This window comes from Paraburkholderia jirisanensis (assembly GCF_054782355.1).
In genome coordinates this window covers 705535-721831 of sequence record NZ_BAAGSQ010000033.1, presented here as the reverse complement: position 1 = coordinate 721831, position 16297 = coordinate 705535, and the positions used below count along the sequence as shown (strand labels likewise).

Below are 16297 nucleotides of genomic sequence, written 5' to 3'. Positions count from 1 at the left end.
CCGGCTGAGGGCTCATGCTGGCCTCAGCCGATCATTGTCCTGAATCGATGGGGGGCCATCATGAAGCGGCGACATCTGGTTTTGTCTGGAGTCGTGATGTCGACAGCATTGTCGGGCTGTCAGACCGACCCAGACCCGGCGACCGCACAGTTGCGGAAAGAAGGCCGGTCGCCCGCGTATGTCGAGGGCTACCAGGATGGCTGCCAAAGCGGATACTTCGCCGCGGGCGATCCGAAGTTCAAGCTCGTGAGGGACGCGACACGTTTTAACTACGACACACAATATGTCCAGGGCTGGAACGTCGGCTTTAGTGCGTGCAAGGCTAAACAGCAGGGGCCGGCAGGATGAGATCGGGGCGCCCGGGTCCAGCTCCGCCGGGTTCGGGCAACGGGACAATGGACCGCAGTTTGCCGGAGGTGCACCGGTCTATCGGGGTGCCCGGGCATCTTGAGCAAATCATTCCGCTTCTTTGCATCCGGCAGCCAGCCACCGTCCTGTTCGAACAATGATGCGTCCGTTCGTGAAACGAGTGCGGATCGTTCATAGGTACCTCCGCAGGATGTGACGCGTACCGGCCAGATGCAACAGTGCCTCGTGAACCAGCATAGGTCGAGAATTGCTGCACCGCAACATAAACTGCGAGATGGCCCGCCACATTCTGCCTCGACGGTGACGGCTGTCTTCCTTGCGACGATGGCCGGTGAAGCGGTGCGTTGACCGGGGGGCTGCAGGTTTTGCAAAAATGGTAGGTTGAATCCTGCACTCAGTAATTTTGCCTGTTCGGCTTGCGAAGTTAGCGCGGTAACAGCAACCAGTAGAGGGGGGCGGTGTGAATTGCAGGTAGCGAATCTCGCGCGCGACCGCTAGCCCGGCATCTGGATGTTGAGCACGACAGCGTATGGATGCCACACACTGTACTCTGCCAAGGCTTGTGCACCGTCTGCCAGCGCGCGAGTGTGGCATTCCTGCGTGTCGAAGAAACAGGGCGTATGCCGACAGCGTGTTCGGATCGTCGTCGGCGATGAGCAGACGCACCGCGCTTCGGGTCGGCATGGAATTCTCCTTTTGGAATATAGCGAGCAATGGATGGACCCGGAGCCCCTGGCAGCGTCGGTTTGCTAATAGCTGCGGATTCCGCAAAAATGCCTCCTACGAGATCGAGTTAGTTCGATCCGTCTCCGGGAAAGACATGCGATTAGCCAACTTCATCCTTGACCATATGGAGGCCATCCTTCTGCGCTGGGAGGCGTTTGCGGGCACGCTATTGCCGGCCGCGACCGGCATGCAACCGTTGGCCTTGCGCGACCACGCGCAGCCGCTTCTGTTGGCCATCGCAAAAGACCTGTCGACGCCCCAGAGCGAGGTTCGCCAGCGCGAGAAGTCCATGGGGCGGGCGCCGACGTCGGCCGGTGTCCCGGACACAGCGGCACAAACGCACGCCGTCCTGCGCGCGCGAAGTGGCTTTGACATCAACCAGCTGGTTGCCGAATATCGCGCCTTGCGCGCGAGCGTGCTCCGACTATGGATGGACGGATTTGAGCCCGACGGTCATCACCTGGATGACGTTATCCGGTTCAATGAGGCCATCGATCAGGCCATCGCCGAGTCGGTAAAATCGTTCAGCACGCACGTCGACGACGCCCGGAATCTGTTGCTTGGAATGCTGGCGCACGACATGCGCAGCCCGTTACAGACCATTCGGGTAACGGCGTCGTATCTGGCGGCGCTTGATGTCGGTGAAAAGGTGTCGGGCGCCGCGTCCCGTCTGAACAGAAGCGGCTTGCGCATGCAGGCGCTGCTCGACGATATGGTTGACTACAACCGCACCAGGCTAGGTCTTGGTATCAGTATCGCGCCTGCCCGCGCCGATCTTGCCCAACTCTTTGCCGATGAGCTTGACCAGTTGCGCGTCGTGCATCCGGACCGTCAGATCGATCTGGATGTGGTTGGTGACTGCGGTGGTGTGTGGGATGGCAGACGCCTGCAACAGCTGCTCGGCAATCTGGTTCTGAATGCGATCAAGTACGGGGCGCAAGACGCATCGGTGCGGGTGACAGTCGCCAGCACGAATGCGGAACTGCTGCTGGAGGTAGGGAATGTTGGGGATGCCATCGAGCGCTCGACCCTCGATCGGATCTTTGATCCACTACAACGCGGCCCGAATCATCAGGGGGGAGATGCGAACGGTAGTCTCGGGCTTGGACTGTATATCGCGCGCGAGATTGCCAAAGCCCATGGGGGCGAGATCGTCGCACGATCCGACGAGACGGAAACAGTGTTCTCCGTACTCCTGCCTCGGGGCAAATAGCGCGGATAACCTTCTTTTCCAGGTTTGCAGAAGCGACCGCGTCCGACGATGCGTCGGAGATGTATCTTGCTGGCGCAACTGTGACGCGGCGCGTGCCGACCGACGATGAACACGGATATAGTGGTCGTGCAGATCTGTCCGGTCGCTTGACCAGGTTAATCTTGCCGCAGTGCCATTAGCCAGCGATTCTCATCGCGGAGCGCGGGAAGAGAGGGCGGGCAGCCACTATAAAGCCAGCGTCCGCCGTCGCATCACCACGAGTCGCACTGGAATCGAGTTCGTCACTGGCACCTTGCCCTGCTTTGCGTGAGCGACAGCGGCAATAGCGAATTGCATTCAGGGTGTACCCGGTTACTCCACCCTTCGCTAAATCGAAAGCAATGACCTTGAACTTTCCGACGTGCCGTGCGCGCATTAGTCGAACGCGTTTCGAGCGCGACGCACCGCACGTTTTCGGTGCTGACGCCCGATGTGTTTGTGTTTGGTGCCGCCTGGTAGAAGATTTTCCCTTTCTTACAAGTTAATCGCGGCGCGCTGCATCTAGTCGGGCCCGGGACATCGTATCTCAGGTGAAGGCGCTGACCTTCGCCGTCCATCACGTCATGCACCGAGACGCGGGCACCGTACTTGCGCTTGTCGACGCGGCACGCGAATTTTACGTGCGTTCACTGACCTCTCATGGAGTTAAACATGCGAGACGTACATTCGAATTTTCCGTATGAAACCAGCGCGGAAAGTCAGCGCGTCTGAGCGCTTCCTGGCAGAGACGCTTTACCACGTAGAGCTAAGTCGTGGTTCGTCAATCATCGCGAGCACCTTATCGCGCAAAACTGGAGAGGCCGCCCTGCGCGAAGTCTTGTCGTCATTCACGGTGGCGCACGGTCCGCACAATATCGAACTATTTACTGTGCTGCTGAAGGATAGGCTTAGCCAGAGAGGAAGGTCTGACCTGGTAACCGAACTGTTTCGGCCGTGTGAACTCGCGTCCAGCGCCTCGTTGGGTAAACGACGTGCTGGGCACTGACAGCTGTGAGGCGAAGTCGCGATGGAGCGCTTTCGGCGCGATTGGCCTGGAAAGCGGCATCGGTAAAAGGCGTGAGCGTTCTGGTTGCTCCAGCACATAAAGGACGCACTAGCGCGTTCCCGTGACGACTCTGTGTGACTCCCCAATCGCTGCAACGCGCATAGATGGTGGATGATCCTCCGGTCCTCGCCGCTCAATCTGTTCATGACGCGCTGGAGGTGGTGCACCGTGTCAGTGTGGTCGCGGTTTAGCCTCAGACACTGAACAAGGGCCTGGCCGGCTTCGTCGTCGCATCCCAGTTCGCCCCGGTTGAGATGGGCTCGCCGCTGGTCGGATTGAGCTCCGCACACCCTGGTAGCTTTCTGTCGCCTCATCATTCCATGCGCAGGCCGTAGTTCCCCTCGTATGGGCGATACAGCCGACCTTGCGGCGGACGACAACCGGGTACGCGCGATGCACAGTGTTCATCTGCACCCTATGTGGATCCAAATGTGAAGGAGCCCCGCCATGATTACCTCCACGAAACAAGACGTCCCAACGCACGATCCGTACGACCGGCATTCCACCAATCCGATCGAACGCGCGAACCGGTGCCCGGAGTCGCAGCACAACCACGAGGGCTCGAATGAGCGAAACGGGACGGTTGAGCAGAAACTGCATGACGGCACGGACGAAACGTTGCCCCCTCGTGGCGAGGACCGGCCTGAGAAGGCCCCGTCTACACCGGATCATGACCAGCTAGATCCGGCTTTGCAACCGGACCCGCAAGCACCTGGGGTGCCGCAGCCACCGCCGGGCGCCACGCGCCGGACGTGAACCTCTCCATTCGGTGTCGCTTTGCTCCACCGCTTGCGCCGATGCGCAACGTACACGGGCATGCACCCGTCTCATCGAATGAACGATGAACAATCACTGGAGCGATTGAGAGGCGCCGCGCTTGCATTCGCCGCCTGATTGTTGCTAGCCGCCGTGCTAGATCCTGCGGGTCATTCAAGGGAAATTCCGACAAAGCGGCGAACATGCGACTCTCCCTTGACCCGGGTACGCACCGCCTCGGTTGCGCTACGTAAGAAAAGGCTGAATCGTTCGCGTTCGAGCGCGAGAAACCAGACCTGGTACGGTCGAGCTAAACACAATTGGGTTTTGATGGGAGCGCGGCCACCTTCGCTGAGAAAATGCCTCGACTCTTGAGGTCAACGGCACCACTTACTAATGTTGGCAGGTGCTGACACTCGGCACGATCTGGAAAGTCAAGTGCGATTATCTCGCCCTGACGTGCACCTGACGCGTCGCGCCTGACAACTATGGACTTCACGTTATCGAACAGCTCGTGCTCAGGTGTGCCGCCGAAGCAAATGGTCAATAAAGAGGAGCCGACATTGCGGCACGTCGATTGCGGGAACGTATGGTGACCGGCGCAGGGTAGTACGAGCAGCTTCGCCCCCGCCGCCCATCCCGAATGAGCACTTCTTGAGCCAAATGTGGCGAACGTACTGCTGGTTGATGACGATGCCGAGAATCTCTCTTCGCTACAGTCGGCGCTGGAAAGTGACGGTCATCAGGTTAGCGTCGCCAGCGACGGCCGGCGTGCTCTGGCTATTTTACACCGTGAGTCCATCCAGTTCATGATCACAGATTATGAGATGCCGGACATCAACGGTGCTGAGCTTTGCCGTTTGGTCCATGCCCAGCACGCATACTCGGCATTGCCTATCCTGATGCTGTCGGCGGCGCCGGAACCAAACGGTCCGTCGACATCATGGACGCGGTTTTTGCGCAAGCCGGCTCGGTTCGAGGAACTGGCAGCAGCCATCCACGCCGGTGTCGAGCGACGGGTGACTCGTGGCAAGCATCCTTCTCGGGGCATCTCCGTGCGCGCCGTCCTTCGATGCCAGCTTCCTGCGGCATCACGCTGGCAACCTCTGAATGCCGATTGCTGGCCGTGAGCGAAGGTGACGAACCGCGTGATTGCGGAGGTCATAAGTGCGTGGATGGTAAATGCAGCGCACTGAATGGGAAAAACTGACATGAGTGACATAGAGAAGGCGCAACATGCAGCTCGTGAGACGGCCGAGCAGTTCCGTATTCTCGTTCAGGGGGTCACCGACTATGCGATCTATATGTTGTCCCCCGCGGGCATCGTGACTAGCTGGAACATCGGTGCGGAGCGGATCAAGGGCTATAGCGATACCGAAATTCTTGGCCGGCATTTCTCGTGTTTTTACACCGATGAGGACAGGACCTCCGGGGCTCCCACCATGATTCTGGCGACCGCTGCGAGGGAGGGGCGCGCGGAGCGCGAGGGTTGGCGTGTGCGAAAAGACGGTAGCTGCTTCTGGGCTCATGTGGTGGTCGATGCCATTCACGATAGCCGGGGCGAGCTGGTTGGCTTTGCCAAGGTTACCCGGGACATTACCGAGCGCAAACAGGCGGCAGCGGCGCTTGAGAAGGCGAACGCGGCCCTGTTTCAATCGCAGAAAATGGAGGCCATTGGCCAGCTAACAGGGGGCATCGCGCACGACTTCAACAACCTGCTCGCGGTTCTCTCCAATGGTCTGCAGGTGCTGGCCGCCCAGTCACGCACGCATCTCGACCTGAAAATGCTTGGTGGAATGCGCCGTGCAGTAGACCGGGGCGCGTCGCTCACGCAACAGCTGCTGTCTTTCGCGCGACAGCAGCCGTTGCAGGCTGAGGTGCACGACATTAATGTCCTTATCCAGGATTTCGAGCCGATGCTCGCAAAGGTACGCGGCAATAACCGGTCGGCCAAATGCGAGCTCCAGCTGTGCGGCCAGCCGGTGTTTGCGCTCGTTGACGCGGGCCTGTTCGAGGCGGCGCTCCTTAATCTCGTCGCAAACTCAATAGACGCCATGCCCGACGGCGGGACGGTAACGGTGGCGACCAGCCCGATCGAAATGGATGCCGCAGTGACTACGCTGCTGACAGGTGGGCGCTACGCACGAATTTCCGTATCCGATACAGGCGCTGGCATGCCTCAAAAGGTTATAGACCGGGCGCTCGAGCCGTTCTTCACGACCAAGACGGCTGGCAAGGGGACCGGCCTGGGCCTGAGCCAGGTGTATGGGTTCATTACCCAGTCGGAGGGGGATGTGGTCATTTCGAGCGTTGAGGGGGAAGGCACGACCATTGATCTCTATCTACCGATCGTTCGACCGGATGCATCTGCTAGTGCTCCCTCGCTGGTAAAAGCCGAAACGGTTTTGCTCGTCGAAGACGAACCGGACGTTCTGGAGCTTGCAACAGAACTGTTCCGCAGCATCGGATACAAGGTGGTAGTGGCGGGCAATGCTTCTGAGGCAGCAGCAATTCTGAAGGAGCGCAATGATGTAGACGTCGTGTTCACCGACATCACCATGCCTGATGGCATGAGTGGTATGGAACTCGCCCGTCATGTTCGTCGGGAATATCCGGCGGTCAAGGTTGTGCTGACATCCGGCTACCCGCTTGTCAGCTTGAAAAACGAGCATGTTGCCCTGCACGAATTCCCATTTGTCTACAAACCGTACCGGCTCGCTGATCTCGCCAAAGCGCTGAGAGCCTGATGGAAACACCGAACGGGACGAGCTTCGTGCGACAATCCCGTCTATCGGCCGGGACCCGGAGTTGGCAGCACACCGAAGCTAGCAAAATCTCGTTGGGTGCACAGTGGTTCCGATACCGATGCTTCTGCTGCGCTGAACACGCGAGGCACCGGTTTAGCCGGTACCGTGCGCGGGTGAAGCAAGGGATCCGGACGTTGCAATCGTTAAAGAGAGTCGCTTGCGGTGTCCGCCGGCAGCAACTGGCGGCCATGAACGGTCGGTCGACAACAATGTCTGGATCGTCGACAATTGTGGATACCCTTCGCGATTCCTCGGCCCGCATGAGGTACCGATATGGACGATAAATTCATCTTCGAAATCATCGATCCAGCCACTGCTTGCCCGGCAAAGAGCTTTGCGATCGATCTGTCAGATTCATCGATCATTTCCACGTTACTAGAAGACAGAGAGTTCGACGCGCGTTGCTCCTATGAGCTAGACGCGCACGACGCAGCTCTGATCGCATCGCATTTTGGGTTTAAGACTGAGGGAGCCACGTCAGCGACTCTGAGGCCACGCCACTGGCAAGATGACTTGCCGTACCTGGTCCACACAAATCGAGAGCTTGCGCTGATGCTTGACGGCGCAAAGCCCTTTGCAGCTTTCGCTGAGGAGTACCCTTCTCCGACTGACAACAGTCAGTTTCCTGAGCTGCTATTCGATTATCACGTGACGAGTGGGCGACTTGTGAAGAGGGAGTACGTTGGAGTCAAAGTGATCAGCGGTTGTCGCACAAGACGCATTTTGTATGCGCGACTGGACGATGCGTGGCGGATCGACGCCTATATACTTCTCTGGCATACCGCAGAAGTGACCGGCTGGAACGAATCACTTGAACGCATGGAGGGGTACCTTCTCGGTTACGAGGAGTGGCAAACGGACGCATACCTTCGTGCGGTCAAGTCACAAGCCGTGGAACATGTTCCCATGATTGCTGGCGGAAGTACATCGCCAAGTTCTTCCCCTGTGTGCACATCAAATGTGCCGTACCCGGATTCGGCCGGCGACTGAGGGCCCGAGCGCCACCGATTTCTCATTGAAGAGGTCGGCCATAGCCGTCCGTTGGACATCGCGGCGAGAATTGTTCACAATCAACTCACCAGCGGGAGTCAGATCCACTAGGCATGTCGTGTGAACGCGTGAGGATTTTCAGATGAACTGGGAAATCCGAGAATGAGTCGCGAGGACATAAAAAAATGAATCCGAGGCGCGTTCACTCCCTATTCCTCAAGCGCTGTCCCGAAGTCGACTACGTAAAGTGCGAATGGATACATCTCTTTAGAGATGGTGTTCTCGATCGCGACCTGCTTCGGAAAATGCTCTGCGTGATCGACGCCGAGGATCTCATCATCCACGTCCATCGAAAGCTAGGTGATTTTTTGCCCGTGGAAGAAGCCCACGTTTTTATCAGCGAGAATATCGGCGGGACCTACGTTCGAGTCGCCGACCGCACCTTCACCAACGTCGTCATCATCGCGCCGAACGGTGTGGCGGCGACTTGGCCACGATGCTTGACTCGAAGTCAGAGCGATCGGCTATCAGAGGAAAACTCTGAGTAGCCTTCTTCCGAAGTAGCCGTCCGGGGGTGGCGGAATGGAAGTTTGGAGGAAACGACAGCATTTTTCGGGAAAGGAGCGCATCGTGCAGATCGTCTGGGGACCTTGCTGTTTTTGCGGTCAGCAAATCGAAAAGAGTGAGACCGATCCCTGTGAAGTCAAAGTCACCACCTCAGTTGGCGGGAATACCTGGCAAGTTTGGTTGTGTCACGGCCAATGTTTTCGTGACGGCCTCGCTGTTCTTCCCGGAAACGACGGTTTCTTCGATCCTGTGCACTTTTGAGTGGCCGGTTCCTGCGGCCGGCGCCGATCTGCCCTGGGCCGCGTGCTGTCTATCCAAACCTCGCATGATTCAGCGCGCTCAAGCCGATTCGCGGAGCGGGAAGGCAGTTTGAGTCATTCGACGCCGGCTCAGAAAACGTTGAAAATTGCCCGGCATCAAGAATCCAATAAAAGGGAGGCGGTATGAATCTCGCGGTACTTCGCGTTGAGGGGAAAGACGAGGCACTGAAGAGTGTTCTCGACGTACTACGCTGCAAGCCTGACACTACGTGGAAAAAAGGCGAATCGAAGCATCGCGGGGGGAAGCATGGAAAGTCTGGTTTTACTTCACTGATTGCGGAGGCGACCACGCCGCGCGATATGGTGACTGCGGTTCGCCGATTCTTAACGGAGTGTTGTGCGCAGGTCGTGTCTTTCCCTGACCACGGATTAACTGCCGAACTCTCTGTCGCCGTTACCGTCGGTGACTCAGCGCAGTTCGTAGCCTCGATCGAACTGACGCGTGATGACTTGTCAATGATGGGCAGTCTAGCTCTAAGTCTGAACGTCTCGGCATACCCTACTTCGGACGAGTTGAATGCTCTTCCAGGTGGCGATGCGTAAATGCTGACGTTTGCCCATTTTCAGTGGGGAGATTCGGCATGCCAACCTGCAGCGCGTGAACGTCCGTTCCGGAGAATTGTGAAGGACCGTTGAGGGTCGGGTATCGTCCATCGGCTGAGGCGCAGACTGATTTTCCCTTCCCTTGAAGGAGAATCATCATGGAAACGATTGCGGAAAACCGCGTGCCGTGGAACAAGGGCAAGCTAACCGGGCAGAAGCCGCCGCTGAAACTCAGGGAAATCTGGGCAATCCGGATTCGCCTGCAACTGGGGGCGAAAACTCGCGATCTTGCGATGTTTAATCTCGCCATCGACAGCAAGCTGCGCGCTTGTGACCTGACGAAATTGCGGGTGCGCGACGTGTGCCTTGGCTCACATGTAGTGCCCCGAGCGACGGTCATGCAGCAGAAGACGCAGCGGCCGGTTCAGTTCGAGATCACGGAGCAGACGCGGGATAGCGTGGAAACCTGGATCAAGGCAGCGGCGCTGACACCGGCGGACTTCCTGTTTCCGGGGCGGATCCATGCGTCGCCGCATCTCTCGAGGCGTCAGTACGCGCGACTCGTGCATGGCTGGGTCCGTTCGATCGGCCTTGACGACACCGCGTATGGAACGCACACGATGCGCCGGACCAAAGCATCACTGATCTACCGCCGGACGAAGAACCTCCGTGCGGTACAACTACTGCTCGGTCATACCAAGCTTGAAAGTACCGTCCGGTACCTCGGCATCGAGGTCGACGACGCGCTCGAGATGGCTGAGCAGACCGAGGTCTGAGCGGCAAATGGCCGGGCCGTAGTCGGGCGTTGTCCGGCCAACAGGAGACGTTCGACACGGGTGGCGGAATCGCTGACAATCTCAAACCACACCTCCATCAATTTGCCGAATGCAGCAAGATGACAGAAGACACTAACGATATCTCGGTGCTCATCCGTGAGTTTTGGAGGCTCATGGGTTCAAACGACTTTGCATTCGTGCAGGCAGTGTTAGGTGAGCAATTCATCCTTGAATGGCCCCAGTCGAACGAACGCATCCGTGGTGCCGCGCGGTTCGCACAGGTGAACGCGGAGTACCCGGCGCAGGGTCCGTGGCGCTTCGCAGTGAACAGGGTCGTGGCTGACACGATGAGTGAAGCAGTGTCCGATGTGACGGTTACCGATGGATCTATGACCGCGCGAGCCATATCGTTTTTTTCAGTCGAAGCCGGCAAGATCACTCGCATAGTTGAATATTGGCCGGAGTCATATGCTGCCCCTGCCAATCGCACGCATCTTGTCGAGCGCATCGAGTAGGTGACCGTGTATCGACCGTGTTATGCCGGCTAGATCACTGCCGTGAACCGGCCAGAAGTGGTCATTCGACGTAGGCGACCAAATCATTAACAATGCGGTCATCGTCACGACAAGTTCCGGGCATCGATCCGGAATACTCCGGCGCAGTTCCGCTTCCCGACAAAGCCAAATATCAATGACAGCCAGTTTTCGCTTGATAGCAATATATGCCGAAGCTGAAATACGCTCGCTTGCTAGACGCTACGTAGCAGATTGCGCCGTATCGGCGCTCGACCTTGAGCCGACCCGGCCATGGTTTCTGGTCGAAACAAAAACAGATGTGGAGCGTGACCTGCTTACAGGAAACGAGGGGCTTCTGAAAGAATTCAAGGCGGTGTTTCGGGCGCGCGAGTGCCCTGACGAAATCGTTCAGGGTTTAACGTTCACGTTCCAGTCACAGGAAACTGTGGAGCGAGACTGCGCGGGCAATTGGCACTGGGCGTTGAAGTAGTCAACCCTCTGAATGTCCGGTGTCGGCGATATTGAACGGCCACCCAGGGTCGACAAGCGCCCGTCGCTTTGCCCGACAACGGTCATTCGGAAATGCCGCAGACCGCGGTGCCGGGCACAACGCACCATTGTGATAACTGTTCTTATCTTAGCACCAACTTTCCTGGCCTAAAGTCGTCCTACAGCAAACGCGCCTCGCCCTGCCGCTCGCGACCTCCGACGAACAATCCCTTGCTGACAACAGCCGAATTTCGACCCGTAAGTCGCCTTAGATCACATGGGGACTGATTGACCGATCGACCAAGCGCCATGCGGCGCGAATCGCAGGCGCCACGCGACTGAAGTTCGCAAAAATCATGGTGTTATTGGCAATTTCAGACCTGTGCGACGTGAAGTGACGCAAGTTTGCCGCGGCCCCGTGCACTGGGCCCGTTACATCCTTCCCTGCAAGAATGTTCGCGACCATGCATCATCGGTTCAACTGCACGGCGCCCTTCAGCCTGCTTCAGCTGTTTCCCCCACCGCGCCACGCGCGCTCGCCTGCGGCACACCGCATGCCGTCGGCATCATTTCGATGCGCTCGTATAGTGGCGACCCCTGCGAACTAAACTTTCGTATCATCTTGCCCAACGTTGGAGTACCCCTGGGTAAAACGTTGGTGGAATGGTCGCAAGCCCGCTATCGCGTTAAGGTAGCGGCACCGCCTGACGGCAGTGGCCTGCGCGGCGCGAAGGCCTCCATCTTCATTGCCCCGGGGAGTGCTCGATGCTTGCGAAACAGATACGAAGCGATCCGTGGTCGCAGACGCTTTTTTTGCTCGATGCATTGTCGAAGGCCGGCAAGACCGGCCGCGATGCGGGCGAGCGCGGCTCGATAAGGCCGCGTCTGCGTCCGTTCGACGACGATGATGGGCCGAAACGCGAAGCGAATATCCGCGTGCTCGACCGGCCGACCAGCCGAACCGCAATTGTCACATGGGGTGACCCTACGTCGTGCCATTATGGCGACCAGGTGTGGCGCGTGGCGCGCGCCGCGCGTGACGGCTTATGCGCATTGAGCGGCCAGCAGATTCATCGCGGCGACGTGGTGTACCGGCCGTCGCACTATCGCCCGGCGCCGGCCAATGCCAGCTCGATGATGCTCGCGCAGTGCGTGCTCGTCGCGCCGATCGATCATTGAGCGGTGCAGGCGCCATGCCCATGCTTTCCGGCGCAGCGAATAAGGAAAAGACAACAAGCAACTCGACAAGAATGACTGCAGACCGGCAGTATAGAAATGAGCGTCGCAGACGCTTGTAAAACTACTCACCCTTGGCAACGATGGAGGTTCATGTGAACAAGCCGTTAAAGATGTTGGTTGGAACCAGTATTGCTCTGATGTTATCGGTTGGCTTCAACGCCGCCTACGCGCAAGACGACGCAGCTTCGGCCGCCGCTCCGGCTGCCAAGCCCAGCAAGCGGGCTGCATGGAAGGCCAACCACCAGCTCGAAGCGAAAGTGCGTCACGCACTGACGGTGGCCAAGGTTGAATCGTCGGATATCCGCGTCGTGGCCCGTGGCGGCAACGTCACGCTCGACGGTACTGTCGCAGACGAATCGCAGATCCCGACGGCTACTTCGGCTGCTCAAGGCGTCGCAGGCGTCAAGCACGTGAAGAACAACCTGACGAAGCACGAAGCCGGCAACTGATCGCATCTAGCATTGCCAGATGAGCCCCGTCCAGGCCTTGCGTGGACGGGGCTTATGCTTATTGGCTGCAATGCGCGTCAGATTGCGATCGAGGTGCAGGGGCGCTATACGTTTGTATGATTTGCGGGGTGGAGCGCGCGATCTATTCTCTTCACAAGTAAAGAGAAAACGGCCCGGCCTGGATCCGTAATTTTGCGGAGTTATTCTCGAACCTCAGGGTCCGCCGCGTGGATACGTCCCAAATTGTTAGCATTGTCGACGACGATGACGCGGTGCGCATGGCGACCGCGAGCCTGATTCGTTCATTCGGTTGGGACGTCAACGATTTCGCCTCCGCGGAAGACTATCTCAGTTCAGGGCGCATCGCCCAAACCTCGTTTCTGATCTCCGATATCCGCATGCCCGGCATGTCCGGCATCGAATTGCATGCCTGTCTGCTCAAGCAGGGCCATGCACCGCCGACTATTTTCATCACGGCGTTTCCAACCGCCGTACTGCATGCGCAGACTCAGGCGCAGGGTGCGCTCGCGCTGCTGGAAAAACCGGTCGATGCGAACGCTATTGCGCACTGGCTGACGATGGCGCTCGGGGCGCCATAGAAACGCGCTGCATCGGCCGTATCGAGATGCTCACGCGTGAATCCTGAGCGGTTCACATCGCGTAGGACTTCAGCTGCGCGTGCCTACGCCGATCGCCTCGGCCTTTCTGACCAGATCCGCTACCGAGCGTGCCGCCATCTTTTTCATCACCTGGCCGCGATGGATCTTCACGGTGATCTCGCTGAGCTTCATCTCCGCGGCGATCTGCTTGTTCATCAAGCCGATCACCACGTGCTCCATCACCTGCTGTTCGCGTGGCGTCAGCGTGTCATAGCAGGAACGCACGGAGGCCACCGCCAGTTCGGCATCGATGCGCTTTGCATCTTGCGCCAGCGCATGGGCGACCGCATCGAGCATGTCCTGATCGCGAAACGGCTTGGTGAAGAAATCGAGCGCACCGGCTTTCATCGCTCTGACCGACATCTCGATGTCGCCGTGTCCGGTCATGAAGACGATCGGAATGCGCAGGTCGGTCTTGGCGATTTCTTCCTGGAACGCAAGGCCGCTTTCGCCGCGCAGCCGCACATCGAGTACGAGGCAACCCGGCGCCGGCGGCCGCGGGTAATCGAGAAACGCACGCGAAGAAGCGAAGGTTTCGACGCGCAAGCCGACCGAACGTAGCAGGCCGGCGAGGGCCATGCGCATGGCCTCGTCGTCGTCGACCACGTAGACCACCGACGATGGGCTCTGTGCCGCCCCCACGGCGGTGGCGGAAGCCAGCTGGAATTCCATGTGTCTCTCCGGTAGGACGGGTCGCCTGGTACGGTGCAGCGGGTGTTTCTCCGTCCTGATGGTTGGTTTTGTCGAATGCAGTATAGATACTAGATGTTTCGCTTTTACGGTAAAAGGCCTTCCGCGCACGGAAAAACCCACCCTCGTGGCGTGCCGGCGGCGGCCGGATCGCGGCTCGGCTCGCCCGCTCAGGTCGTCGCCACGACCACCGGCGGCAACGTGCACAGGAACGTCGCGCCGTGCCCCGAGTCGTTGTTGAGCGCGCGAATTCTGCCGCCATGCGCCTCGACGATCGAGCGGCAGATCGACAATCCCATGCCCATGCCGTGCGGTTTGGTGCTGAAGAACGCGTCGAACAGCCGGTCCGCGTGCTGCACATCGAGGCCGCTGCCGCAGTCGCGCACCGCAAGCTGCAGGTGGCCCTCCGGCGTCTGGCTGGTCTCGATCGACAGTTCGCGCGACCAGCCTGTCACATATTCCATCGACTGCATGCCGTTCATCACGAGATTGATCAGCACCTGCTGCAATTGCACGCGGTCGCCCAGCACCGGCGGCAACAGCGGCGCGAGCCGCACGCGCAGCGTCACCTGGTGGTTCAGCACCTCGCGCTGCGTCAGCGACACGACGTCGTTGACCACGTCATTCAGGTCGAGCGGCGTCTTCTGGCCGGTATCCTTTTTCGCCAGCGTGCGGATACGGCGCACGATTTCGGTTGCGCGCCGGCCTTCGGCGATCATCCGCACGACGCTCGAGCGTACTTCTTCGGGCTGCGGCGGCCGATGCTCGAGCCAGCGCAGGCACGCTTCGCCGTTCGTGACGATCGCCGCGAGCGGCTGGCCGACCTCATGCGCAATCGAAGCGCTCATTTCGCCGAGCGTCGTCACCCGCGTGACGCGCGCCAGTTCGCTTTGCGCGTGGTGCAACTGCTGCTCGGCCTCGCGCGCCGCGGTGACGTCCATCACCGCCCCCGCGTAATGTAGCCGTTCGGGCTCGTCCTGTGTCACATGCGCGACCACGTGCAGATATTTGATCGCGCCGCCCGGCATGATCAGGCGGAATTCGAACTCGAAATCGTGCTTGTACTTCGACGCATGGCCGATCATGTCGCGAAAGTGCGCGGCGTCTTCCGGATGCACGCGCTGCAGCGCCAGTTCCAGTGTCGGGACCACGTGCGTGTCGTAGTCGAAGATGCGAAAGGTCTGCTCGGACCACACCACCTCGCCGCTCCACACGTTCCAGCCGAAGCTGCCAGTGCGCGACAGCCGTTGCGCTTCGTCGAGAAAGACCGCCTCGCTGCGTCGCAGCGCCTCTTCGGCGCGCTTGCGCGCGGTCACGTCGTTGCCGGTCTCGAGCGTGGCGAGCACGCGCCCGCTGCCGTTGCGCTGGATCGACCAGCGGCTGGCGATCACCAGTTCGGTGCCGTCGCGGCGCGTGTGAATCAGCTCGCCGTCCCAGCGGCCGGTGCGTAACAGTGTTGCGGTGGTCGCTTCGAGCGATTCGGGAAAGCGGGTTTTCAGCAGGCTATGGATCACCTTGCCGATCGCTTCGCGTTTTCGCCAGCCGTACATTTCCTCGGCGCCGTAGTTCCAGAACAGGATCACGCCGGCCATGTCGCGCACGATCACGGTGTCGTGCGTCAGGTCGAGCAGGCGCGCCTGCTCGCGCTGGATATCGCCGAGCGCACGCACGTGCCGGATCAGCCATGTAATTGCCAGCGACGCGATCAGGAACGTGACCAGCGCCGGGAAATCCTGCTTGTACTGGATCGTGAAACTGAAAATCGGCTTGATGAAAAAGTAATCGGCACACAGCACCGCCACCACGCACACCGCGATCGACAGCGCGAAATTGCCCATCATCGAGGTCAACACGATCACGATCAGGAAGATCGATTCGGCGGCGAGCGTGTCGAGCCCGAGTTCGTAGCAGATCACGCTGGCCAGCACCAGCGCCATGCTGCTCACCGTAAAGGCGAACGCGAGAATACGACGACGCGCGCCGGGAGAGTGGTCGTGCAGGTCGGTGCGCAACCAGCGCACCCACGTGGCCCGCAATCGGCCACTGCCATCGGCAGTTTCGAAGAGCGGGATCATTTGATGTCCGGCGGGGTCGCGGGGTCACGC

At 59.3% G+C, this 16297-nt stretch carries 16 protein-coding genes; 14 read left to right on the top strand and 2 right to left on the bottom strand.

Features of this window, described 5'->3' with window-relative positions; translation table 11 throughout:
- The 14 genes from ACYVNQ_RS35180 to ACYVNQ_RS35115 all read left to right on the top strand — a co-directional run.
- Positions 1-348 (top strand): hypothetical protein (locus ACYVNQ_RS35180; protein WP_460909932.1); only part of this gene is annotated, 348 nt, incomplete at its 5' end.
- An 841-nt stretch (positions 349-1189) separates the two neighbouring features.
- Positions 1190-2308, top strand: a complete 1119-nt coding sequence (locus ACYVNQ_RS35175; RefSeq protein ID WP_460911227.1) for a sensor histidine kinase — start codon at positions 1190-1192, stop codon at positions 2306-2308.
- Positions 2309-3839: 1531 nt separating this feature from the next.
- Positions 3840-4148, top strand: coding sequence for a hypothetical protein (locus ACYVNQ_RS35170; RefSeq protein ID WP_460909929.1), 309 nt, complete (start codon positions 3840-3842; stop codon positions 4146-4148).
- Between the two features lie 665 nt (positions 4149-4813).
- On the top strand, positions 4814-5278 hold the full coding sequence (locus ACYVNQ_RS35165) for a response regulator (protein ID WP_460909926.1): 465 nt from the start codon (positions 4814-4816) through the stop codon (positions 5276-5278).
- 81 nt (positions 5279-5359) lie between these two features.
- Entirely contained in the window at positions 5360-6895 is a 1536-nt protein-coding gene (locus ACYVNQ_RS35160) for a PAS domain S-box protein (RefSeq protein WP_460911225.1), read from the top strand.
- Between the two features lie 333 nt (positions 6896-7228).
- Complete coding sequence (locus ACYVNQ_RS35155) at positions 7229-7945, top strand: hypothetical protein (RefSeq protein WP_460909923.1); 717 nt, start codon at positions 7229-7231, stop codon at positions 7943-7945.
- A 185-nt stretch (positions 7946-8130) separates the two neighbouring features.
- Positions 8131-8493: a hypothetical protein gene (locus ACYVNQ_RS35150; protein ID WP_460909920.1), complete on the top strand. Its 363-nt coding sequence runs from the start codon at positions 8131-8133 to the stop codon at positions 8491-8493.
- A 462-nt stretch (positions 8494-8955) separates the two neighbouring features.
- A complete protein-coding gene (locus ACYVNQ_RS35145; RefSeq protein WP_460909917.1) occupies positions 8956-9375 on the top strand; it encodes a hypothetical protein in 420 nt (139 codons plus the stop codon).
- A gap of 158 nt (positions 9376-9533) precedes the next feature.
- Positions 9534-10151 (top strand): tyrosine-type recombinase/integrase, encoded by a 618-nt coding sequence (locus tag ACYVNQ_RS35140; protein ID WP_460909914.1) that lies wholly within the window; start codon positions 9534-9536, stop codon positions 10149-10151.
- 119 nt (positions 10152-10270) lie between these two features.
- Positions 10271-10666 carry a nuclear transport factor 2 family protein gene (locus ACYVNQ_RS35135; RefSeq protein ID WP_460911223.1) on the top strand — a complete coding sequence of 132 codons (396 nt, stop codon included), beginning with the start codon at positions 10271-10273 and terminating at the stop codon, positions 10664-10666.
- Between the two features lie 175 nt (positions 10667-10841).
- Complete coding sequence (locus ACYVNQ_RS35130; protein ID WP_460909911.1) at positions 10842-11156, top strand: hypothetical protein; 315 nt, start codon at positions 10842-10844, stop codon at positions 11154-11156.
- A gap of 764 nt (positions 11157-11920) precedes the next feature.
- Positions 11921-12334, top strand: coding sequence for a DUF3331 domain-containing protein (locus tag ACYVNQ_RS35125; protein ID WP_460909908.1), 414 nt, complete (start codon positions 11921-11923; stop codon positions 12332-12334).
- A gap of 152 nt (positions 12335-12486) precedes the next feature.
- On the top strand, positions 12487-12843 hold the full coding sequence (locus tag ACYVNQ_RS35120) for a BON domain-containing protein (protein WP_460909905.1): 357 nt from the start codon (positions 12487-12489) through the stop codon (positions 12841-12843).
- Between the two features lie 227 nt (positions 12844-13070).
- Positions 13071-13442, top strand: a complete 372-nt coding sequence (locus tag ACYVNQ_RS35115) for a response regulator transcription factor (RefSeq protein ID WP_460909902.1) — start codon at positions 13071-13073, stop codon at positions 13440-13442.
- A gap of 69 nt (positions 13443-13511) precedes the next feature.
- On the opposite strand, the gene ACYVNQ_RS35110 is transcribed toward ACYVNQ_RS35115, so the two are convergent.
- Both ACYVNQ_RS35110 and ACYVNQ_RS35105 read right to left on the bottom strand, forming a co-directional pair.
- Positions 13512-14174 (bottom strand): response regulator transcription factor, encoded by a 663-nt coding sequence (locus ACYVNQ_RS35110; RefSeq protein WP_460909899.1) that lies wholly within the window; start codon positions 14172-14174, stop codon positions 13512-13514.
- Positions 14175-14362: 188 nt separating this feature from the next.
- Positions 14363-16267, bottom strand: a complete 1905-nt coding sequence (locus tag ACYVNQ_RS35105) for an ATP-binding protein (protein WP_460909896.1) — start codon at positions 16265-16267, stop codon at positions 14363-14365.
- Between the last annotated feature and the right edge of the window lie 30 nt (positions 16268-16297).

What these genes read in the sequence shown, in the direction of transcription:
- ACYVNQ_RS35175 (WP_460911227.1), top strand. Translation starts at nt 1,190, where the DNA reads ATGCGATTAGCCAACTTCATCCTTGACCATATGGAGGCCATCCTTCTG.
- ACYVNQ_RS35170 (WP_460909929.1), top strand. Translation starts at nt 3,840, where the DNA reads ATGATTACCTCCACGAAACAAGACGTCCCAACGCACGATCCGTACGAC.
- ACYVNQ_RS35160 (WP_460911225.1), top strand. Translation starts at nt 5,360, where the DNA reads ATGAGTGACATAGAGAAGGCGCAACATGCAGCTCGTGAGACGGCCGAG.
- ACYVNQ_RS35155 (WP_460909923.1), top strand. Translation starts at nt 7,229, where the DNA reads ATGGACGATAAATTCATCTTCGAAATCATCGATCCAGCCACTGCTTGC.
- ACYVNQ_RS35150 (WP_460909920.1), top strand. Translation starts at nt 8,131, where the DNA reads ATGAATCCGAGGCGCGTTCACTCCCTATTCCTCAAGCGCTGTCCCGAA.
- ACYVNQ_RS35145 (WP_460909917.1), top strand. Translation starts at nt 8,956, where the DNA reads ATGAATCTCGCGGTACTTCGCGTTGAGGGGAAAGACGAGGCACTGAAG.
- ACYVNQ_RS35140 (WP_460909914.1), top strand. Translation starts at nt 9,534, where the DNA reads ATGGAAACGATTGCGGAAAACCGCGTGCCGTGGAACAAGGGCAAGCTA.
- ACYVNQ_RS35135 (WP_460911223.1), top strand. Translation starts at nt 10,271, where the DNA reads ATGACAGAAGACACTAACGATATCTCGGTGCTCATCCGTGAGTTTTGG.
- ACYVNQ_RS35130 (WP_460909911.1), top strand. Translation starts at nt 10,842, where the DNA reads ATGACAGCCAGTTTTCGCTTGATAGCAATATATGCCGAAGCTGAAATA.
- ACYVNQ_RS35125 (WP_460909908.1), top strand. Translation starts at nt 11,921, where the DNA reads ATGCTTGCGAAACAGATACGAAGCGATCCGTGGTCGCAGACGCTTTTT.
- ACYVNQ_RS35110 (WP_460909899.1), bottom strand. Translation starts at nt 14,174, where the DNA reads ATGGAATTCCAGCTGGCTTCCGCCACCGCCGTGGGGGCGGCACAGAGC.
- ACYVNQ_RS35105 (WP_460909896.1), bottom strand. Translation starts at nt 16,267, where the DNA reads ATGATCCCGCTCTTCGAAACTGCCGATGGCAGTGGCCGATTGCGGGCC.